Annotated in this window: 15 protein-coding genes; 7 read left to right on the forward strand and 8 right to left on the reverse strand. The window is 40.0% G+C overall.

Features of this window, described 5'->3' with window-relative positions:
- Window positions 1–156: 156 nt before the first annotated feature.
- Together hypD and ACRD69_RS02560 are read right to left on the reverse strand one after the other, a co-directional pair.
- Window positions 157–2,682, reverse strand: coding sequence for a trans-4-hydroxy-L-proline dehydratase (hypD, locus tag ACRD69_RS02555; RefSeq protein ID WP_430813497.1), 2,526 nt, complete (start codon window positions 2,680–2,682; stop codon window positions 157–159).
- Between the two features lie 459 nt (window positions 2,683–3,141).
- Complete coding sequence (locus ACRD69_RS02560) at window positions 3,142–3,879, reverse strand: GLPGLI family protein (protein WP_430813498.1); 738 nt, start codon at window positions 3,877–3,879, stop codon at window positions 3,142–3,144.
- A 551-nt stretch (window positions 3,880–4,430) separates the two neighbouring features.
- Here ACRD69_RS02560 and ACRD69_RS02565 point away from each other — a divergent pair.
- Complete coding sequence (locus ACRD69_RS02565; protein ID WP_430813499.1) at window positions 4,431–6,401, forward strand: tetratricopeptide repeat protein; 1,971 nt, start codon at window positions 4,431–4,433, stop codon at window positions 6,399–6,401.
- Window positions 6,402–6,536: 135 nt separating this feature from the next.
- Window positions 6,537–7,034 (forward strand): hypothetical protein, encoded by a 498-nt coding sequence (locus ACRD69_RS02570; RefSeq protein ID WP_430813500.1) that lies wholly within the window; start codon window positions 6,537–6,539, stop codon window positions 7,032–7,034.
- 2 nt (window positions 7,035–7,036) lie between these two features.
- Here the strand turns inward: ACRD69_RS02570 and ACRD69_RS02575 are convergent, their stop codons facing one another.
- Window positions 7,037–9,097 carry a helix-turn-helix domain-containing protein gene (locus ACRD69_RS02575; RefSeq protein ID WP_430813501.1) on the reverse strand — a complete coding sequence of 687 codons (2,061 nt, stop codon included), beginning with the start codon at window positions 9,095–9,097 and terminating at the stop codon, window positions 7,037–7,039.
- A 324-nt stretch (window positions 9,098–9,421) separates the two neighbouring features.
- Between ACRD69_RS02575 and ACRD69_RS02580 the strand changes: the two genes are divergently transcribed.
- Both ACRD69_RS02580 and ACRD69_RS02585 read left to right on the forward strand, forming a co-directional pair.
- Complete coding sequence (locus tag ACRD69_RS02580) at window positions 9,422–9,973, forward strand: ankyrin repeat domain-containing protein (RefSeq protein WP_430813502.1); 552 nt, start codon at window positions 9,422–9,424, stop codon at window positions 9,971–9,973.
- 76 nt (window positions 9,974–10,049) lie between these two features.
- Window positions 10,050–11,144, forward strand: coding sequence for an acyltransferase family protein (locus ACRD69_RS02585; RefSeq protein ID WP_430813503.1), 1,095 nt, complete (start codon window positions 10,050–10,052; stop codon window positions 11,142–11,144).
- A 133-nt stretch (window positions 11,145–11,277) separates the two neighbouring features.
- On the opposite strand, the gene ACRD69_RS02590 is transcribed toward ACRD69_RS02585, so the two are convergent.
- Window positions 11,278–12,549 carry a cyclic nucleotide-gated ion channel gene (locus ACRD69_RS02590; protein ID WP_430813504.1) on the reverse strand — a complete coding sequence of 424 codons (1,272 nt, stop codon included), beginning with the start codon at window positions 12,547–12,549 and terminating at the stop codon, window positions 11,278–11,280.
- A gap of 440 nt (window positions 12,550–12,989) precedes the next feature.
- Here ACRD69_RS02590 and ACRD69_RS02595 point away from each other — a divergent pair, with 440 nt between their 5' ends.
- Window positions 12,990–15,140 (forward strand): tetratricopeptide repeat protein, encoded by a 2,151-nt coding sequence (locus ACRD69_RS02595; protein WP_430813505.1) that lies wholly within the window; start codon window positions 12,990–12,992, stop codon window positions 15,138–15,140.
- A 28-nt stretch (window positions 15,141–15,168) separates the two neighbouring features.
- Here ACRD69_RS02595 and ACRD69_RS02600 read toward each other — a convergent pair whose 3' ends face one another.
- From ACRD69_RS02600 to ACRD69_RS02615, 4 genes are all read right to left on the reverse strand, one after another.
- Window positions 15,169–16,086 (reverse strand): helix-turn-helix domain-containing protein, encoded by a 918-nt coding sequence (locus ACRD69_RS02600; protein WP_430813506.1) that lies wholly within the window; start codon window positions 16,084–16,086, stop codon window positions 15,169–15,171.
- A 315-nt stretch (window positions 16,087–16,401) separates the two neighbouring features.
- Complete coding sequence (locus ACRD69_RS02605) at window positions 16,402–17,058, reverse strand: NAD-dependent epimerase/dehydratase family protein (RefSeq protein WP_430813507.1); 657 nt, start codon at window positions 17,056–17,058, stop codon at window positions 16,402–16,404.
- An 83-nt stretch (window positions 17,059–17,141) separates the two neighbouring features.
- Window positions 17,142–17,972, reverse strand: coding sequence for an oxidoreductase (locus ACRD69_RS02610; RefSeq protein WP_430813508.1), 831 nt, complete (start codon window positions 17,970–17,972; stop codon window positions 17,142–17,144).
- A gap of 187 nt (window positions 17,973–18,159) precedes the next feature.
- Entirely contained in the window at window positions 18,160–19,053 is an 894-nt protein-coding gene (locus tag ACRD69_RS02615; RefSeq protein WP_430813509.1) for a leucine-rich repeat domain-containing protein, read from the reverse strand.
- A 256-nt stretch (window positions 19,054–19,309) separates the two neighbouring features.
- On the opposite strand from ACRD69_RS02615, the gene ACRD69_RS02620 reads away from it, so the two are divergent.
- Together ACRD69_RS02620 and ACRD69_RS02625 are read left to right on the forward strand one after the other, a co-directional pair.
- Complete coding sequence (locus ACRD69_RS02620) at window positions 19,310–21,058, forward strand: sensor histidine kinase (RefSeq protein ID WP_430813510.1); 1,749 nt, start codon at window positions 19,310–19,312, stop codon at window positions 21,056–21,058.
- 2 nt (window positions 21,059–21,060) lie between these two features.
- Complete coding sequence (locus tag ACRD69_RS02625) at window positions 21,061–21,714, forward strand: response regulator transcription factor (RefSeq protein ID WP_430813511.1); 654 nt, start codon at window positions 21,061–21,063, stop codon at window positions 21,712–21,714.
- Window positions 21,715–21,802 lie beyond the last annotated feature (88 nt).

Here is a 21,802-nt window from a genome sequence, read left to right on the forward strand (position 1 = left end):
AAGTGTCACGCTTTGGTCGCTAAGAATTAAGCAAAGATAACAAAGTATATGGTGTTATTTTTCAATACCTTGCGTGCTCTGCACTTTTCTTCTTTTGCGTTCTTTGCGAGCAATATCCTTCGTTTTGGACATCCTCATTTAACAACCAACTATCTGTTAAAACGATTCATTCTCTGTTCTGTCAATTACCTCTTGTTGCAAATCGGCATTCATGTCATTGAAGTAATCACTGTAACCGGCCATTCTAACTAACAAATCTTTATAGTCTTCAGGCGACTCCTGTGCAGCACGCAATGTTGCCGTGTCAACAATATTAAACTGTACATGGTGACCTCCCATCGTGAAATAACTGCGGATCAGTTTGCCCATTTTAGCCACATCTTCATCACGCTTTAACAGGCTTGGCAGGAAGCGCATATTCAACAGGGTACCGCCCGAACGCGTATGGTCAAGCTTGGTGAGTGAACGAATAACGGCCGATGGTCCATTGATATCGCATCCATGTGATGGTGATGTACCGTCAGAAATGGACTTACCGGCCAGTCGGCCATTGGGTGTTGCTCCCATTACTTTTCCGAAATACACATGACAGGTGGTTGATAACATGTTTAGATGGTATTTACCACCTTTGATATTCGGTTTGCCGTCAATGGTTTTTACAAGGTCATCATAAACTTTTAATGCAATATCGTCGGCATACTCATCATCGTTACCAAAGAATGGGGTTCGGTTAACAATGGTCTGGCGCAGTATTTCATCACCCTCAAAGTTATTGGCAACAGCTGTAAGTATTCGGTCCATGTCAAATGTTTTCTTTTCAAAAACATGGTGCTTAAGTGTGGCCAGGCTGTCGGTCACTGTTCCCAACCCGGTGCACTGAATGTAATTGGTATTGTATCGCGGACCACTGTTGTAGTAGTCGCGCCCTTTACTGATACAGTCCTCAATAACAACCGATAGGAACGGAGCAGGTGCATACTTGGCAAACATGGTATCGATGTAATTGCTCACACGCATTTTTTGATCGATAATAAACTCCAGTTGCTTCTTAAAAGCTGCATATAGTTCATCATAGCTTTTAAAGGTTCGCGGATCACCTGATTCACAGCCAGCTACTTTACCCGTTACGGGATCAATACCGTTGTTCAGGGTCACCTCAAGTATTTTTGGGACGTTCAGGTAGCCTGTCAGTACATAGGCTTCTTTTCCAAAAGCACCGACCTCAATACAACCACTACAGCCACCCTCACGGGCATCTTTCAGTGATTTTCCCTGTGCCAGCATTTCAGTTATATAGGTTTCAGGGCTGAAAACCGAAGGATAACCATGTCCCTGACGAATCACCTTACAGGCCGCGTTCAGAAACTTATCGGGTGTTACATGACTAATGTGTACTGAAGAACCCGGTTGCAAAAGGTGCAGCTCTTCCACCACTTCCAGCATAATATATGATACTGCACTGACGCCATCAGAACCATCGGCCTTTACACCACCAATATTGATGTTTGTGAAGTCATTGTAAGTGCCACTTTCTTTGGCTGTGATACCCACTTTAGGAGGAGCCGTTTGGTTATTTACTTTGATCCACATGCAACTGATCAGCTCTTTAGCTTCCTCACGGGTGATGGTTCCCTCTTCAATTTGTTTTTCATAAAAAGGAGCCAGGTGCTGGTCAAAATGCCCCGGGTTCATGGCATCCCAGCCATTGAGCTCAGTAATGGTGCCAAGGTGAACAAACCAATACATCTGTATGGCCTCGTGCAGGTTACGTGGCGCGTTGGCCGGTACCCATCGACACACTTCGGCTATCTTTTCCAATTCAGCTTTACGCTGCGGATCTTGCTCATTTTTAGCTTTTTCTTCGGCCAGTAAGGCATGGCGCCCGGCAAAGACGATAACAGCATCACATGAAATATCCATGGCTTTTAACTCCTCAGCCTTGTTGTTGGCTTCAGGATCTGTCAGGTAATCCAGGGAATCGAGATGAGCTTTAATATCCTTTTTAAAGTCAAGCATACCCTTTTGGTATATTTTGCCATCTAAACAGGTATGGCCAGGTGCGCGTTGTTCCATAAATTCGGTGAATAAACCGGCTTCATAAGCACGCTTCCACTCCTCAGGCACATGGTTGAAAATCCGCTCGCGCTGGGTACGTCCCTGCCAGTAAGGGATAACCTCACGTTCGTAGGTGTCAATATCTTCCTGACTGGTTATGTATCTTTGCTGGTCGCGGGTGTTAAGCACATGAAAATCCTCCACACTATGGCAGGTTAATTCAGGGAAGGTGGGAACAGCCTTTGGCAGTGGTCCGCGCTCACCAACAATAAGCTCATCATCGCCCATGTAGAGGGTTTTCTTTTGGCAGTGATCTAAAAAGGTTAAGGCGCGCAAAACAGGAATGGAATGTTTGCCATAATGTTCTTTGTAAAAGGCTGTTTGGTGTAAAGCACGTTCTATTGAGATGCTTGGTTCAGCATCAAAACTCAGTTTTCGCAGGCGTTGAATACGGGGGTTCATTCCCGGACCAATCCTGTCACCCAGCGGTTGGTAAAAGTTACCTTCAGCCGAGGCAGACCTTTCGGCTTGCTTTACTGTATCTTCTTTGCCTAATAATTCTTTAATGGATGGCATGCCTGCGCCGTTTGGGTCAGGACGGCCTATGGTTTTATTGTTAGTTGTCATTGTCAGCGATTTTAATGATACGAGCTCCTTGATTGTACATTGATACAAGTACAATTGTCAAAGCAAATAAAATAGTAAGGTAAATATAACAGGGAGTGGACAGCCTGTAAAGAGAAGCTGCCTATGAGTTACGCTTGTAGAACATTAAGCATTCAAACAAGCATCGGTATCCTTTTGTAATGTGCGGACGATTCACTTCAATAATTGCTTAATTGATTGAGTTTCAAAATTGCAAAATAAATTGGATAATGCAAAATGGAATCGTTAAGCAGGTGGTGAAAACCAACATACTTCACGAAAAGAGTGTATAAGTCTAAATGCGCAAAGACCGCAAAGTATAGGGTTTTAATACTATACTTTGCGGTCTTTGCGAAACTTATTTTTTGTAAACTTCCCGTCTGGCGGGGAAATCCCTGTATTTCTTATGTCGGGAGCTGGACTTATGTCAAAACAGCACTCTTAATCATTTAAAATAAAGCGGTTTTCAGGAATGATCACTTCTATACGGGGTGCTTTATCGTTTTTAGGTATAGGGCGATTTTGTTGTTTGGCACGTTGATTTCGCTTTTTGATCACCTCTTTACGGTAGCTTTTGTAGTGTTTGCAAAATGCATCGTAGGATATCTGCTCATAATTGGCAAAGGGATTGTAAACAAAGCTCGTATTGTCTATCACTTCCACCGATTGTGCTTCATAGACCAATACATCATCTGTAGTGATTACCCGTAGAACCACACCAGGAAGACCATGCAGTTTCCATGGAGCGGCAGTAAAAGGTAATTTGGTTGTATAAAAGGCCTGGTACTCACGTCCACGGAATTCGGCAAAAGCTGTCTTACACGGGTAGCCCAGAATCGTATCGCGTTGTCCAACTTCGTTCCATTTGAATAATTTCAGTTCTTCTTTTATCACATGGTAGTCACGCCCCAAACGCTCCTCATAAACCAGGTAATCGTTTGTGTAATCTTTAAACAGTTTTGTTGTATCGGTGGTTTGCTTATAGGTGGCCCGCTTGCCTGTGCCGCTTTTTGTTAGTCTGATCGTATAACTGAAAACCTGTTTATCGTTAGCCACGAGTTCCATCATATAGGTGTTGGGCTTAGCATGGTTAATGTAGTTATAGACGATCTTTAATTCTTGTTGTGCCTGCAGTGTCAGACTGATTAGCAGGAAAAAAGCGCTTGTGAGAGATTTCATGTAATGCGTTTAAATATTCTTTCGATACGGTAGTACGGCATTTTTGCCGGATTGTTTCCAAAATGGAAGTGTATTGTCAATATTTGTGGGGGACCGAAGGCCGGTGATGTTAATCAGTTTGGCAATGTGGTGAGTAGTTAGAGAGGAGAGGTGAGCGGTGAGAAGGGAGAAGGGAGAGATGAGTAGTGAGACAACAGGGCTAAGGACTATGCACAATATGAGTTTGTTGGATCAATAGCACACCAGGTTGTAAGTTCAATAAACCAACAATTCGACTCCCACTAGCTATCGGATTGACCAATAAATAAGAGATCCGAATACTTGTGGCAGGACTTATTTCATTTATGGCGGACGATGTGGTGGCGTCATTTTGTTATCAATCATGGTTTTTTAGAAGTTCAGCACCACTTTTTGCAGACTTGTGTAAAATGATGACTGTTAGGGTTCTTGTTAAAAATTGCTTTGCTAATTTTGAACGATTATTTCGTAGATGAAATACTTAAATATAAACTTGTATGCATCTGGTACTGAAGAGACATATGATTTTAAAAATGATGAAATTTTTAATGCTAGCTGTTTTACTACATGCTTTATGTCCTGCTATTGCTATGGGAGGTATACAAAAAGCAGACAGCCTGAAATCTCTTCTGCCATCTGTTGAAGGAACAGAGAAAGCTGATGTTTTACTGCAACTATCAAAGCAGTACCGCGATGATTTTCAACTGAAGCTGGCGCTGGCATATGGACATAAGGCCCTGAAAGTATCAGAATCAACGAATGATCACCCCATTTTATCAGCTTGTTACAACGACCTGGGAATTCTGTATCGAATGACAGGAAAGAATGATTCGGCCCTGATATATTTTGATAATGCCTTAATTCTGAGGGAAGAGCTTGGTAATAAATCGGATATTGCCTATACCTTAAGCAGTATGGGGGTATCGTATCGAAAACTAAAGGATTTTGATAAGGCAGCAGAGTGTTTTCTCAGAGCGCTAAATATTTATAATGCTTTAAATGATGAGCCGGGTATTGGTCGCACCTTTAATAATATGTCAATACTATATTCTGAACTGGAAGACTACGATAACAGTTTAAGGTATATAAGGCTTTACCTGGATCAGAATGTAAAACTGCAGGACTCGACAGGAATTGCCAAGGCCTATAATAATATGGGACTGGCATATAAGAACCAGGGGGAATTTGAGCAGGCAATGGATTGCTACATGCTATCCTTAGGCATAAAAACATCACTTAATGACTGGGGTGGAATGATGGTGACGCACATTAATATTGCCGACCTGAGTGTTCTTATGGGTGATAATAATAATGCATTGAGGTATTATTTAAAAGTGATTAACGACTGGAAGCGAAAACCTACATCGGTCAATATTACCAAGGTATATTGTCATGCAGGGAATGTTTATACGTCCATGAAGCATTATGAAGAGGCGGAGTATTTCCTGCTCGAAGCTCTTGATAAAGCGCAAGAGAGCAAGGGTATCGACGATCAGGAGATGGTTCTTCAGGCCCTGGTTGATCTTTATACGCAGCAGCATTCATACAAGGAGGCTTTTGAATATATGGAAAGTTATAAGCTTCTGATTGATAGTACCTATACAACCTTGATTCAACAGCAGGTCAATCGTATTGATGCCATGTATAAACTCGATCGTGAAGAGCGTGATGCAAGTTTTGCAAAGGAGAAAAAACTTCTTCAGTTGCGGGTGTTGAGTGTAGCCACCATCGCCATATTAGTCGTTGTATTGATATATCTTCTTGGGCAAAATGCCATAAAGCGTCGTGCCAATATAGCCCTGCAGGCCGAAAAAGAGAAAGCACAGGAGAGTGACCGTTTAAAATCGGCTTTTTTAGCCAATATGAGCCATGAGATTCGCACACCCATGAATGCTGTTCTCGGGTTTACGGATCTGTTGCGTGATCCGGATTTGAAGCCAGACGAACTCAATGCTTATGTTGATGTGATAGAGGATGGCGGGCAACGGATGCTTACTATTATCAATGATTTGGTTGATATATCAAAAATTGAATCAGGAGTGGTCGATATAAACCTGTCGGACATTAATATTAATGAACAGGTTAATTCAATACTTTTTCTTCTGAGAAATGAGGCTGATACCAAGGGGCTGGAATTAAGGTTTGCGCAAAAAAGTGAAACGCATGTATTAAAAACAGATCATGAAAAGCTGCAAGCCATTTTGTTAAACCTGATAAAGAACGCCATCAAATTTACCTCCACTGGTTATGTGGAAACAGGATATTCCAATACTGCTGACGAGTTTGAGTTCTATGTCAAAGATACCGGTACAGGTATTTCTGAAGATAAAAGGGACCAGGTCTTTGAGCGCTTTGTTCAGGCCGAAAAAAACGGCATAACAGAAGGTACAGGCCTTGGTTTATCCATAACGAAAGCATATGTTGAAATGCTTGGAGGAAAAATATGGTTTACTTCAGAACCTGGAAAGGGAACTACCTTTTTCTTTACTATTTCGAAGGCTTAAGATGCGGCCATTAACACGTTAATTAACGATTAAATATTGCATTTATAAAAGATGCAATAACTCTTAATACATAGCTAATATTTGCATAATAATAACTGAACGTTGATGTGTTATTTTTCCTAAAAACTTCATACTATGAAAAGGATAGGGATAATAACTTTAATTATTGGATTAAGTATGAGCTGTTTTGTCAGCTGTACATCCGATTCAGACATGCCAGACGACAAGGAACTCTTGCTGGAAACATTAACAAATGGAAGTTGGGAAGTTGCCTTAAAGCATTCTCTAACGCAAAACGATTTCGACCATTCAGAAGTGCAATTGACGTTTACTGATGCCGGTAAGGTCAGTGCGCTCGGCCTGGAAGGTTTTGACAGTGTGTTGAGCACGCGTAATGGCGCTTACAAGCTGTTTTATGGCTTAGACAATGGGAGTAATCCTGATTTTAATGATCCTGATTATGATGAGCTGGATTGGTACAGTGCCAATGACGAGGATCTATTCCTGTCATTTGCCTTTGGCATGAGAGAGCTCATATTATTTAATCATCGTTGGGAGGTAAAAGACTTTTCTTCGACAAATGTGCAATTACAGGCCAATGATATTTCATTGATCTTAAAGAAGATCGAATAACTTTATAAAGCCTGAATAACCTGCAGCAGACCTTCTTCTTCAAGTTTCGTCTTCAGACGGTCTCGCTTGCTATTGAATTGGCTCTCCATCTGATTCATCACCTTTATAAATTCAGGCTTGTTTTTAAAGCTGTCGATCATTGGGTCAATAGGAGTGAATAAAGGTACCCACAATTGTATATTATCGCCTTGAGTGAATAGCTCAAGGTTTTTTATTGCCTGATCATCTTCGCCCAGGTAAGCATGATAGCTGGCCTTGAATAAATACTGAAAAACGGATTGTTCCTGGTCCATCAGGTTTTTAAACTGATCAAACAACTTCTGCTCTTTATCGTGTTGCCCCAATTGTTTATACACATAGGCCATTTCAAGATCTTTGTGAGCAAAGGCATTGGAATTCAAATAATCTCTTATCTGCAGAAACTGGTCAAAATACTTACCTGCCGTTTCCCAATCACGCTGATAGTAACAAATATTGCCTATCTCCTGCATAATATCAAAGCGTGTTGAATCTTTGGCTAAAGCATTGATCAATAGTTGTCGCGTTTCAGTCAGGTCTTTGTTTTTAGCATATAATATGTATGCTTTCACATACTCTGAGAATAAGTTACCAGGGTAATGGTTTAAAGATCGGTTGATACTTACAAGGGCTTCATCAACAAAACCATTCTGAACAAGGGCATTACTTAAATGCAGATAGATATAACTGGCAGTATTAGCATCGTGAGAGTTGATATCAAGGCTGATACCACGCAAGGCATATTCCAGGTATTTCTCAGTATCAGGGACATAGTTGGTGTAGATGTCGGATAATGAATTGATTACTATTGCCGAGTTCGGATTGTATTTCAAAGCGGTTTCAAGGTATTCAATGGCTTGCTTATAGTTTCTGACCTGCATGTAATACAGTGCTTTACCTGTTAATGCCTGAGGTAGGGTTGCATCATACAACAGTGCCTTGTCAGCGAAGTAAATCAGTGAGTCTGTATATTGTTTCTCGGGCTCAAATAAGTCGTGGTAATAATAGGCAATGGCTAAAACGCCATGGGCCAGGGCAAACTGTTCATCCTCCTCAACAGCTTTTCTGACCAGTGGAATACCGGCTATCAGGCCCTCCTCCGTTTCCTTATTGAGCTGTTCCACTCCTTTTAAGAAATAGTCATATGCAAGCAGGTTTTGTGTAGGTTTCTTTCGAATGCGTTTTTGTTCATCAGGGCCAATAACGATCTCAATTGATCCTGCTATTTCCTGGGCTACTTCCTGTTGGATCTGAAAGATGTCTTCAATCTGGCGGTTGTATTGCTCTGACCATAAATGATTGTCGCGTTCCCCCTCAATTAACTGAACACTAAGCAATATCTGGTTGCCCACTTTTTGTCCACTTCCTTCCACTATATAACTAACATTTAACTCCCTGGCTATTTCAGGAATGCTCAGCTTCGTATTGCGGTATTTTTCAACTGAAGTCCGGCTAATGACTTTTAGTCCTTTTAATGACTGAAGGTTATTGAGTATGGACTCCATAACACCATTGATGACGTACACATTGTTAGCATCATCACTGTCGTTTTTAAAAGGAAGAACCGCAATTGATTTCTCAAGTTCCACCTTTGTTTGCTTTGCGGAAAACAGGATTGCCAGCGAAACTGCCAGTGCAATAACTACTGCCGAAGCCCATATAACATACCTGGATATGCTTATCCGGTGTTTTTTTACTTCCTCAGGGGGTAACTCTTTTTCAATTAGCTGTTGATCCATTTCACCCGGAGGATAACCATATTGCTCTCTAAAACACTTAATGAAGTAGGAGGTGCTGTTAAAACCCACCATAAAAGCAACCTCTGAAACTGTTTTGTCTTCATTTTTAAGAATTGTGGTAGCTTCTTCGAGGCGTATTTTTCTTATAAACTGGCTGGCTGAGCAATTTTCTTCTTTCTGAATACGACGTAAAAGGTTTGAGCGACTCATCCCAACCTCGTATGCCAGTTCAGATACCCCAAATTGCTCATTGGATAAGTTTTTCAGGATGATGTCCTTCAGCTTGTTGCTAAATGCCTTGTTCATAAACGGAGTTAATGCTTGAGTTTTCAGTTGCTGAAGATACGAATTATACCATTTATAAATTAAAATGCGCTGGTATATATAGTCATGGAACAGACTATTATACGACGGCCTTAAAAGATGAAAACCGGCACCAGTTGCGTCATATTTTACAGCAATGCGTCATAATTTATACAGCATGTCGATTCTTTATATTTCTGGCTTCATGGATGATAGGTCTTGCGTCATCATATGAAGCAACTTTACATCGTCAAATAACAAGTATTAACCACTCCTGATTTGGAGTCAATTCTTACGACTATGAAGTCTTTTAAAATGAATAATCTAATGAAGATGTCAACAATGTTAACACTAGGCTTAATTATTATGTGTGCATGTGGTTCAAATGCACAAACCGAAAAACAGACCCAACAGGAACCTGAGGCTTCCAATGTAATGGATATTCATGCGGCCGCATTTATGGGCGATGTTAATGCCATCAAGTACCATATAAAAGCAGGAACGGACCTGAATAAGAAGGATCAGTATGGTTCCACGCCTTTGATTACAGCAAGCACTTTTAATAAAATAGAAGTGGCCAAAGCGTTAATTGAGGGAAAGGCAGATCTTAATGTTACCAACTACAATGGGGCTACGGCATTGCATGTGGCAGCATTCTTATGTCGTACCGAAATTGTCACTTGCCTGTTAAAACACGGTGCTGATAAAACAATTATCGACGCGAGTGGCGCTAATCCTTTACAGGCTGTATCTGGCCCTTTTGATGAGGTAAAGCCTGTTTATGAGCAGTTAAACCGTGACCTTGGAGTGTTTGGCCTTCGTTTGGATTATCAGTATCTGGAAGAGAACAGACCTAAGGTAGCTGCCTTATTGAAATAGTTATTTCACTGATAATTATCTGATTCGCTATTAAATTCTTGACTCACACTCTTATAAATAATTGAAGCTTATGGAAATGACAGAAAGAAGATATGATATTGATTGGTTGCGGGTAATAGCCATTGGTTTACTGTTAATATATCATGCAGCCATTGTATTTCAGCCCTGGGGAATATTGATCGGTTTTATTCAGAGTAACGAGTCTTTGGAATGGTTATGGATCCCTATGGCACTGATGAATGTATGGCGAATTCCCCTTCTCTTCTTTGTATCTGGTATGGGAGTGTGTTTTGCCATACGAAAACGTTCCTGGCGCCAGCTGATCAGTGAGCGAAGTCGGCGTATTCTTCTGCCGTTTCTTGTTGGTGTTTCATTGGTGGTGCCTTTACACGTATTGATCTGGCAACACTACTACAGTCAGGAAATCACTTATTCATTAAGCAGGGGGCATTTATGGTTTCTTGGAAATATCTTTGCCTATGTCATTTTATTGCTTCCATTGTTTTACTATCTGAAGCTTAAGGTAAATACAAGCTTTCATCAGCGTTTGACCAGCTTAATGAGTCATCCCCTTTCATTGGTGCTGTTAATAGTTTTGTTTGTGGCCGAAACATTGATCGTTGATCCCGATACCTATGAAATGTATGCTTTATCATGGCATGGTTTCTATTTAGGTATCCTGGCTTTTACCATTGGTTTTATAATGGCTTATGCAGGAAATGATTTCTGGGAAAGTCTGTTACAATGGCGTTGGTTATATGCAGGGCTTGCATTTAGTTTGTATTTGGTACGTTTGTTGGTGTTTGAACTATATCCGCCCAAATATTTATACCCTGTGGAAACTATGACATGGATATATGCTATTCTGGGCTTTGCTTATAAATATTTGAATCGTCCGGGACCTGCACTGAGCTACTTAAGTAAAGCTGCTTATCCGGTTTACATATGGCACATGGTATTTTTATATGCCGGAGCTGTCATTGTATTACCTGGCAGTCTTTCAACAGAGCTTAAATTTTTCATGGTCACTCTGATCAGTTTAGCAGGTAGCGTACTTGTTTATGAGCTACTGATCAAACGGATCAAATACCTGGGCTTATTGTTTGGGTATAGTCAACCAAGTGAAAAGAAGATTAATAAACAAATGGAAATATCGGCAGTGTCATTGTGAATACTCCGAGAAGTTAACATATGAAAATATGTTTCTCGCAAAGGAGACAAGCAGCAGCTTATTAGTCTTGTCTTCTTTGCACTTTTCTTCTGCTTTGTGAGATATATTAGTTTTGGGCAGCTTCTATCTGCTTTTATCCATGATAGTTTTGTTCCCGTTTTTCAACTATTTCCCTAATCATCTTTTCAATGTGTGGGTATTTAATAATAACCTGATCAAATGACTCTTTGTCTAAGGCGTAGAGGTCGCAATAGCTTAAGGCCTTAATGGTGGCACTTCGGGTTTTATTTTTAAGCAAGGCTATTTCTCCAAAATAATCACCTGTTTTTATCTGTGTCAACTGCCTTTTTTCATCTGCCGATAGGGTCATCAACTCTCCCTTAACAACAAAATACATGGAGTTGGCCTGTTCACCGGCTTTACATACATAGTTATTGGGCGTTATAAAAACAGACTTCAGCATCAATGCGATTTCACGCTTGAACGTTTCACTGGCATCTTTAAATAAAGAAACTTTATCAATGATCTCTCTTTTAAGATGCAGAGCCACTTCTTGCTGAAGATTGTTGGGTAAACTCTCCAGGAAGGCTGTTTCATCATAGCCAAGCCTGTTACGCCACATGTATTTGTAGTAGTCCATTATTTTGTTCCTTAATGGGGCAGGCAAGGATTTAAAATGAAGCAAGGATACCAGTCCGTCAACGTTATCTTCGAAACGAACACGCGCAGGGTCTTTGCGCAGCAACCGACTGGCAACGCTACCGATCATATAGGTAAATACTCCATAACCCAGTAGTTGCACAAAAATAGCATATAGCTTCTGGGCATTGGTTTCGGGTGTAATGTCACCATAACCGACCGTGGTAACAGTAGTGATGGTCCAATAAACTGAATTGATGTAATCAGATGTGAAATCGCTATGATAGTGAGTGTTAAGTAATGCATGCCAGCCACACGCCAGGGCGTTGATTGCCAAAGTAAGCCAAAAAATAAAGACGATAAATACAAACGAACCGGCATGCTTTATCATCGTGTGCTGATAGCCAACTACTATATGATGGAGTCTTAATACCTTAAAGAGCCTCAATAGTCTGAAAACAGGGAGTGGAAAGAATAGATCCAATGGTAAAGCTGCAATGGCATCGGCAAAAATTACGGAAGTTCGATACCACTCTTTATTTTCAATATCGTCACACTTAATTCTTTTTTTCTCATTTTTAATACGGTTGATATTGATAAAAAGGTCAATCAAAAAGATGAGTGCTACAATCCACCTTGAGTTTTCGAAGCCAAAAATATGATGATGGAAGCTCAGTTCAATGGGTAGGCTAATGGCTGTAAATATAACACTTAGCATTACCAGTATTTTCCATGTCGAATAGAATAGATGGGATGTTGATCGCATGCTCTTTTTGTTTACTCTGATATTGGATAAAAGTACATTATTTTTGATAAAGGTCATTAGGTTGATAGTTCGACAATTAACAGGTCTGCATAGAGGTGAGAGATGAGCAGTGAGAGGTGAGAAGTGAGACAACAGGGACTTAGCACAGGCACTACAAAAGTTAGCCAGGTCAATAGGTAGAGAAATCAACAAATCAACACCTTTTTAATTAAGCTAAAAAAGTTATTTAAATACCTAAAAGGGTTATATGTGGATGATAATTAGATTGTTTGAGGGAGGTGAATGAAGAATTTATATATTTTTTTCAGAGTGAGTGTTGTTACAAAACAACTTGTTAGTCAACTAGTATGCCCCATGCGTATAGAGGAAAGGTTTATGTCATAAAAATCTATTTGGCAAGGAATAGGTAACCAATTACTTAAACTTGCGTACCCCAAGGTATGTGGGAAACAATCACCAGATACATAGCAATTGTGCTATTGCTTCTGGTTGGTTTACAAACAAAGGGATTAAATGTTGATAGTTTAAGAAACCAATTGCATGCCAGCGATTCTGAGCATCAATCGGGGGTATACGAGCGTCTGCTTGAGCATTTCTTTTATAATCATCCGGATAGTGCAATACACTATTCATATTTGTTGTTGGCCAACTCCGAAGTTTATCAACAAGATTCAATGCAGGTTAAAGCGTTGATGAGTCTGGGTTTGTTGTATTATTTAAAAGGAGATCCGGATAAAGCCATATCCTACATTCATAAGGGTGATGCATCTGTGTCGGCTGAGGTAAGTCCCAGAAGTATACTGACATACAATTTTTACAAAGGGGCTTATAAATTATATATTTCAGAACTGGACTCTGCACTTGTCTACCTGGATCGTTCACTGAGCCTGGCTAAGCAGCTTCAAGACGTTAAATTTACAGGACGTTCATTACTGAATATTGGTAATGTTTATTGGTTTAACGGACACTACACCCTGGCCTTAAGGTATTACCAGCAGAGTATTGAATATCTTGAAAAGGCTTCGGATGTCCGTGGCAGGTTGTATGTGCTTTTTAATATCGCCAATATATACAGGATAAAAGAAGAAATCAGGCAGGGAATAGAATATTATAATGAAGCTTTAAAATTAGCCCTACAGGTTCAGGATAAGATCATGCAGGGGAGCATTATGAATAATAAAGCTATCTCTTATGCCAGTTTAAATCAGAGTGACAGTGCTTTGTATTTAGTCAATAAAGCTTTGGATATCTATACAGATATGGATATTTCAAAGCAAATAATGCAAACGCAGTGTAATAAGGCCCGGTATCTGATTGATCTGGATCAACTTGATTCAGCCACTTATTATCTTAATTTGGTTCAACAGCATAAAGAGCTTGATCAATATCCGCGTGAGCATGTCAATTACCTGTTTGTAAAGGCAAATTTCAGCAAAGTACAGGGAAACTATCCTTTGGCGATACACTATTTAAACAAAGCACTGGAATTAACCGGCAGATATTACCAGGATGATAATAAACTGGAGGTCCTGGAACTTTTATCCGATGCAGAGGCTAAGATGAAGAATTGGCAGAAAGCCTATGCTTATTCCAATGCTGCATCTCAAATTCAGGATAGCATCTATAATATTAAAAAGACTGATGAAATGGCCTTTCTGCAAAAGGCCTTTGAACTAATGAGGCAGGAAAAGGAAACAGAGCTGTTGAAAACCAGGAGCCAGTTGCTGGAAGTGGAGCTGGATAAAGAAAAGCACTCTTTGGTGAGCATGGTCGTTGTTTCTGTTTTATTGGGTCTTTTAACCCTGGTTATTTTTAACGCCATGCTGAATATCAGGCAAAAGAAAAAAGAGCTTGTTAAAAGCAATATTCAGTTAATCAATAGCAATGAGGAGCTGGTTCAGGCCAATGCCGTCAAAAACAAGTTGTTCTCGGTTTTAAGTCACGATCTGAAATCACCCTTAAGCAGTATTGTCAGCATGACATCTTTGATGGAACTATCACCGACCATCACAGATAGTTCTGATTTGGAAATGGTGCATGCAGTTGGAGAATCATCTAACATGATGCTGTCGTTCATTGATAATACACTCTTTTGGTTTAAAAAGATGCATGGTAACCTAAAGCCTGATTATCAGCCTTTATCAATGGAGTTTTTGATGGATGAAATTGATTACTGGTTTCAGTCATTCAGTAAGCAAAAAAACATATCACTGTTGTTTCGGGGAGAGGATATCAGTATAGTATCTGATAAGAATATATTGATGGTGTTGTTGCGCAATGTCGTTAGCAATGCCATAAAGTTTAGCAATGTGGGAGATCAGGTCACCATAAGCTGGACCAGTACTGAAGAACATGTTGTACTGAAAGTCAAAGACAACGGTATTGGCATGTCTCAGGAGCAATTGGAAGCCCTTAACAAACAGGAGGGAATCAATCAGTTTGCCAATGGTACAAATGGTGAAACCAGCACCGGTCTGGGTTTATTCCTCTGCCAGGAGCTGTTGCATAGTATTGGCGGACAAATGCTGGTTCAGAGTAAACAGGGCGAAGGAACTGAAGTATACTGCTACCTGAAAAAGAAGGTAGGGTAGAACCTCGGTACAGACGAGCTGGAATACTTTAATTGGCAGTTCGGTATTCAGCAGGGCTGATGCCTGTTTTCTTTTTAAATACTTTACTAAAGTGCTGCGGATAGTCAAATCCCAGTGAGTAGGCGATCTGGCTGACTGAATCGGAACTGTTCAGCAAGATGGTTTTGGCACGATCCACTACAAAATGATGTATGTGTTCCTGTGCATTGCGCCCTGTTTCTTTTTTTAAAAGATCACTCAGGTAGTTGGCCGATAAATTGAGTTCATTGCCACAATATTTAACGGATGGTACACCAGTTTCCAATGGCTTACCAGAATTATAATACGCCTTTAAGACCTTTTCAAAGCGACTGACGGTATCCTTATTTAAATTTTCACGCGTAAAAAACTGCCTGTCGTAAAAGCGAGTGCAATAGTCGAGCATTAATTCAATGTTCGATATGATCAGTTTTTGACTGTGCTTATCTATGTTGGCGCTGTATTCATGGATAATTTTATCCCTGATCTCACCTATGGTTTTCTTTTCCTGGTCTGATAAATGAAGAGCCTCATTAACCTCATATGAGAAGAAACTGTATTCATCAATGTGTTGCCCCAGGTGAGAGCGGCGAATCAGATCAGGGTGAAAATTCAATGACCATCCACCTATGCCGTCATTTTTATCCCATTCCTGCTCATCACCAAAGTTAACCACCTGCCCCGGAGCCATAAATATTAAAGTCCCTTCGTGATAATCATAGCTGTTTCGTCCGTAAGAGAGAGAGCCCGATTTACACATTTTAAACATGACCTGGTACAGATCAATAGAGAGTGTTCTGCCTGACAGATCCATATTTGGTACTATTTCATCGTGCTTGTAAATAGTTACAAGCGGATGTCTGGGAGCCTCAAGCCCCAGGTTTTTATGAATCTCAGTAACACTGTTAATATGGATTATATCTTTCATCTTATTTTATTTAAACACTCAGTTTATTAGGTATTTAGGTCGACTCCCGATAGATATCAGTATCGACAATTTATCAGTTCGACAGTTTATCAGTTCGACAGTTTATCAGTTCGACAATTCGACAATTGAACAGTTCGACAGTTATCATTTTCTCGCCCGGCAGTTCAACTTATAAACTATTAAACTCATCAACTCTACTAACTCCGATATCCATCGGCATCAACAATTTATCAATTCGACAGTTTATCAATTCGACAGTTTATCAATTCGACAATTCGACATTTGATCAGTTCGACAAATAAAACACTCTACTCTTTAAACCAGTCTATTAATATCGACGTTTTCCAATATCTTTTTGTTCGATGGTTTAATGGATACATTAATCAGTGCCTGACCTAGTTTTGTGGTGGTTGTTACTGACTTCATTTTACGCATTAAGGGAAACAATGGTCGAAAGATAACATAGAAAGCGTTGTACCAGTTGGTTCTTGATTTAATGCCTTTTTCAGGTAAAATGGCTCCCGGACGGAATGCATAAGCATCTTTAAAGCCCATATTCAGTATCATGTTCTCTGTTTTACCCTTTACGCGTGCCCACATAACCCTGCCTTTTTCTGAGCTATCGGTACCGGTGCCTGATACATAGCTGAAGACCATCGATGGATTCAATGCATATAAAGTATCAGCCAGTTCTTTGGTCATCGTATAGGTAATACCGGTATATTGCTCTTCATTCAGGCCAAGAGCCGAAATACCCATGCAATGGAAGCAGGCATCGTAATCGGCCAATTGCTCTTTGATGGCTGTAAAATCCCTGAAATCTTTGTGAATAAGCTCTTTCAGTTTGGGATGATCCATGCCAATGGAGTTGCGGTTTATGACTAATACTTCACTTACCTCTTGGTTATCAAGGCATTCGAGTAAGGCGCCCTTACCAACCATTCCTGTTGAACCTGTTATAATTACTTTCATGATGTTAGTTTATGCATTGGATTAAAGACAAATGATAATAGACTTAAAATTTATTTAAGATCTTCGGTGTCCGCTACCGTGTATTATTTTGCCAGTTTTCTGATCTGCGTCATAGCAAAGTTATCAAAAGCTTTGTCGCTTAGCCACCTGCGGGCAAATAAAATAGGTTTTGCCATTTTACCTGCAGCATAACGCGTTTTAGGGTTTTTAGCGCTTATGGCTTTAGAAATGGTTTTAGCGATAATATCGGGTGAGGTTGATGGTGAACCATCGTATGCGCCTTTGTTAGCCTCAATGATAGCATGAGCAATTTTTTCATAGGCACCACCTTTTGAGCGGTCGAGCATGGGTTGATTCATAACATCGCCAAATTCTGTTTGTATAGCTCCTGGCTCAATTATAGATACCTTGATTCCAAAATCTTTCGTTTCTAAACGCAAACAATCGCTCCAGCCTTCAAGAGCGTGCTTAGTGGCATGGTACCAGGCTCCTAAGGGGAAGTAGATTTTACCGCCGATGGATGTAATATTGATAATATGGCCCGATTGCTGCTTACGCATATATGGCAATACTAACTGCGTTAACTCGGCTAAACCAAAAATATTAACATCAAACTGACGGCGGGCATCTTGCATGCTAACATCTTCAACAGCTCCATATACCGAGTAGCCTGCATTATTGACCAACACATCAATACGGCCGTTTTCTACCATAATACGTTCAAGTCCTGCTTTGATTTCATCAGAGTTGGTTACATCCATTTTAATGGCATGACCGCCTGATTCTTCCAGATCCTGCATATTCTCAACACGACGGGCAGCTCCATAAACAATATGGCCTTCCCCAATTAAATGTTTGGCAGTTGCTTTACCTATTCCCGCTGATGCGCCGGTAACCAATATTACTTTTTTCATTACCTTAATAGTTTATTGTACAATGCAAAAGTAGGAGGTACAGCACAAGCCAATGTATACTTATTACAGCTTGTTGTATATCTATTACTGATACCGGATTTTTTCTATATGTTTGACTTATTCAAGGATGTCAGCTATACGTACACCATACAAATGAGAGATGAGATCTTTCATAACTATGTAATTTTTAATTACAGCTGCTGTTCAGTACCTGGTAATCGGATAATATGGCTGTTGGAATGTTTTGACCGGGCAGAATTTGAATGCACTTTAAATCAGGATTTCTGTCTGCTCTCAGGTCAATAAGTTTTGTGTTAGGACTAAGGTCGAGGTTATTCAGTTGGTTACTTGATATATACAAATGGCTTAACTGACCATTATATGCCAGGTTGATGTCGTTGAGCCTATTGTCTGAAATTAACAAGGTTTCCAGTAAATTATTTGAATTTAAGTTGATGCTGCCCAATTGGTTACTGGTCAGTAATATGTTCTTTAGCTTTATGGCTTCGCTCAAATCGCATGTTGTCAACAGGTTATTGCTGGCATGCAACACTTCTATTGCGGTATTGCTTATAATAAGATGTTCAATGTCATTAAAAGAAACATTAAGCTTTTTTAGTTTGCCGGCATTGGCCAGACCGGTAATAGTGCTTAGTTGATTGGACTGAATATCTATTTCCAGTAATTCGGTGTTCTTGCTAAGATCGATATGGTTTAGGTAATTGGCATAGAGGTATAGCGTATCCAGCCTCGTGTTAAAGCTTAGATCAATTGAGTCTATCTCATGCCGGGCAGCTGATAAGTAGGTGATGTTAATAAAGCTTTCGATGCCGCTTAAATCAGTAATCACTCCATAAGACGCATCTTTATTCAGGTCAAGGCGAACAACCTGTTCGGCATCTGTACGAAGTATTTTTTGGTTGATCATACCATCGGAATCAATACCCTGTTCAATTAAGATGCTTTCAAATTCACTATCGGGTATCTCAATAAACGTGTTGCTTTGTATGCTATTATCGTTTTCAGAGCAAGCAGCTAAAAATAGCAAGCATGACACAAGATAGGTTAAGCTTGAATTCATAAGATTAAAGGTTGGTTAATAGTTTTAAAACAACTAAGACGCTCTTGAAGGGAGATTGTTCAATTGGCAGAGCTTGTTTTGTGGGTAGTGTTTTTGAGAGGTTAAATATTGACCCCTTATAGTCTTTAACCTCCTGAATAATTTATTTAACTGAAAGTGTTCAATGTCAGGTCGCTATTTAATTAGCAATTTATAATGCGATAAGCAATATTCATTTTATTTTTACATGTATCATTTTCACCCCATATTGATGGATATGTTTAAAATAAAGTCTGCTTTCATTGTTCTTTTTAGCTTGTTAATAACTTTCCTGCTTATTATTCTGCTTGCATTCTTTGGCTTATTTAATAACAGGATCGAATTCGCAAGGAGTCAGATCGGCAAGTTTCATTCAATTCAAATAAGCGATCAGGTGCAGGAGCGCAATGAAGATCTGACTTTTAATTGCCTGAACTACATATTAACGGGAGATACGACCTGGTACATGGCTTACCAGGAGGTAAGTGACTTATCAACCTACCGCTTTCCTGTTAAACAAAGGGGTTTTGAGTTGTTAAAAGACAGTTTAAGTAGTTTGGGTTTTGGTAATAAAGAGTACCAGGTACTTGAGGAAGCCATTGGGCTGGCATCCGAGTTAAACAGCATGGAATCCTCAGCAATGAACTTAATTAATGGGGATAATGAGTTAAGCGATGCTGAGCGACGATCGCTGGCCTTGGACATAGTAAGCGGAGAACAATACTTATCGACCAAACGTGAGTTGATTCGAATTATCAAGAACTTCGAGCGTGTTATCGAAGAACAAACCAATGAGAAATGGCAGAGCAATATAGCAGAAGGCTCTCGCTTATATCGCCTGGTATTATGGTTTCTAATTAGTGTAATACTGTTTGCCTTAGTGGCTTTTTACCTGATATGGCGCAGAGTAAAGCATGAAGAGAAACAAGATGTTCTTTTTAAACAAGGTGTTGAAAAGCTGAAACTGACGTCGGAGAAACTGCTGAAAAGTGAAGAACGTTTCACTCTTGCTGTAAAAGGAGCAGAAGCTATTATCTGGGATTACAATGTGAAAGAAGAAACGCTTGTGTGGTCGCCGCGGGGAGTTAAGTTATTTGGCTTTTCCCAGGATGAAATTAAGCCATCGATCGATTTTGTGTATTCGCGTATTCATCATGATGACCTGGAGTCTTATAAGGCGCATGTGACAGAACACATTGAAAAAGATACCCCGTTAAACATTGATATCAGGTTGTATGAAAAGAACAATTCATTAAAATGGTATCGGTGCCGGGCATCCTCGTCAAAAGACGAACAAGGTAGGTCCATTCGCATTGTAGGAATTTTTACCGATATAACCGAAAGTGTTAAGAGGGAAGAGCAGCATATGAATGCGATTCTGGAAACGGAGGACAGGGAAAGAAGTCGGATTGCACGAGATATTCATGATAGTTTGCAGCAAACCATGTCAACGTCATTACTTAATTTCGAGAAAGTACGCACATCCATTTCCATAGAAGACAGAGTGTTGGCCGACAAGTATCAGACCGGCTACAATTACCTTAAAAAGGCCATTACAGAAAGCAGAACACTGGCACATAACCTGATGCCTAAGGTTGTTGATCAAAATGGAGTGGCACCGGCAATAGATGCATTGGTCAAAGCATTGGAAGGATCAACGCCAATAACTATAAATTACTACCACAATATGGCTGATTACCGGATGCAGCTGGCATATGAAATGACAATTTACCGCATCGTTCAGGAAGCTGTTAATAATGTTGTAAAATATTCAGAGGCTAAAGAATGTACGATCCAGCTCCTTAAAAGAGATGATTTGGTGACTCTGACCATAGAAGACGATGGGCTTGGCTTTGAAATCGAACATACGATTGATACCTTTGGGTTAAATAGCATGCGAACACGTGCTGAAGCCATAGGTGCATATTTTGAAATTGAATCTTCTCCTGGCCGGGGAACACAGTTATTATTAGAACTAACGATTTAAGAATGGGAGCAATTAAAATATTACTGGCCGATGATCATAGCATGATTCGTCAGGGCTTAAAAGCATTTCTCGATAAGGATAAATTTAAAGTAGTGGCTGAAGCCAAAAATGGGAAAGAAGCACTGGAACTAATAGAGGAAAATGAGATTGACGTTCTGGTGACTGATATCATGATGCCAGAAATGGATGGTGTTGAGTTGTGCAAACATGTCATTGAGACCCATCCTCATATTCATATTCTGGCACTGACCATGATGAATGAAAACTACAATATCAAGAAAATGTTGGGTGCCGGTGCCAAAGGCTATATTTTAAAGGATTGCACCCAGGATGAATTAAGAACAGCTATTGAAACTGTAAACCAGGGTAAAAACTACTATAGTCAGGAGGTTACTGATATAATTATGGAAGGCTTGACCGCTCAGCCTGCACCTAAGCAACGTTTGGTCAACGAAATACCACTGACCAAACGTGAAACGGAAATACTGCATTTGATTTGCAAAGAAAAAACAAACGTTGAAATTGCTGATGAACTGTTTATATCCAACAGAACCGTTGAAGCCCACAAGCGTAATTTACTTGATAAAACAGGTTGTAAAAACATAGCAGGACTTGTTTTATATGCTGTTGAGCGCAAATTATTCGATGATTTATAGAAGCCTGCCTCAACTAGGTGTTACACGTATTTTTATACCTTAAGTGCTGCCCTCATATGTAGCTGCGACGGACCCTGCATCTTTGTAA

Source organism: Carboxylicivirga agarovorans (assembly GCF_050589845.1).
Lineage (GTDB): Bacteria > Bacteroidota > Bacteroidia > Bacteroidales > Marinilabiliaceae > Carboxylicivirga > Carboxylicivirga agarovorans.

Coding starts and splice junctions, on each gene's coding strand:
- ACRD69_RS02610 (WP_430813508.1), bottom strand. CDS start 17,972: ATGAAAAAAGTAATATTGGTTACCGGCGCATCAGCGGGAATAGGTAAA.
- ACRD69_RS02570 (WP_430813500.1), top strand. CDS start 6,537: ATGAAAAGGATAGGGATAATAACTTTAATTATTGGATTAAGTATGAGC.
- ACRD69_RS02590 (WP_430813504.1), bottom strand. CDS start 12,549: ATGCGATCAACATCCCATCTATTCTATTCGACATGGAAAATACTGGTA.
- ACRD69_RS02585 (WP_430813503.1), top strand. CDS start 10,050: ATGACAGAAAGAAGATATGATATTGATTGGTTGCGGGTAATAGCCATT.
- ACRD69_RS02580 (WP_430813502.1), top strand. CDS start 9,422: ATGAAGATGTCAACAATGTTAACACTAGGCTTAATTATTATGTGTGCA.
- hypD (WP_430813497.1), bottom strand. CDS start 2,682: ATGACAACTAACAATAAAACCATAGGCCGTCCTGACCCAAACGGCGCA.
- ACRD69_RS02625 (WP_430813511.1), top strand. CDS start 21,061: ATGGGAGCAATTAAAATATTACTGGCCGATGATCATAGCATGATTCGT.
- ACRD69_RS02565 (WP_430813499.1), top strand. CDS start 4,431: ATGATGAAATTTTTAATGCTAGCTGTTTTACTACATGCTTTATGTCCT.
- ACRD69_RS02575 (WP_430813501.1), bottom strand. CDS start 9,097: ATGAACAAGGCATTTAGCAACAAGCTGAAGGACATCATCCTGAAAAAC.
- ACRD69_RS02595 (WP_430813505.1), top strand. CDS start 12,990: ATGTGGGAAACAATCACCAGATACATAGCAATTGTGCTATTGCTTCTG.
- ACRD69_RS02600 (WP_430813506.1), bottom strand. CDS start 16,086: ATGAAAGATATAATCCATATTAACAGTGTTACTGAGATTCATAAAAAC.
- ACRD69_RS02560 (WP_430813498.1), bottom strand. CDS start 3,879: ATGAAATCTCTCACAAGCGCTTTTTTCCTGCTAATCAGTCTGACACTG.
- ACRD69_RS02605 (WP_430813507.1), bottom strand. CDS start 17,058: ATGAAAGTAATTATAACAGGTTCAACAGGAATGGTTGGTAAGGGCGCC.
- ACRD69_RS02615 (WP_430813509.1), bottom strand. CDS start 19,053: ATGAATTCAAGCTTAACCTATCTTGTGTCATGCTTGCTATTTTTAGCT.
- ACRD69_RS02620 (WP_430813510.1), top strand. CDS start 19,310: ATGTTTAAAATAAAGTCTGCTTTCATTGTTCTTTTTAGCTTGTTAATA.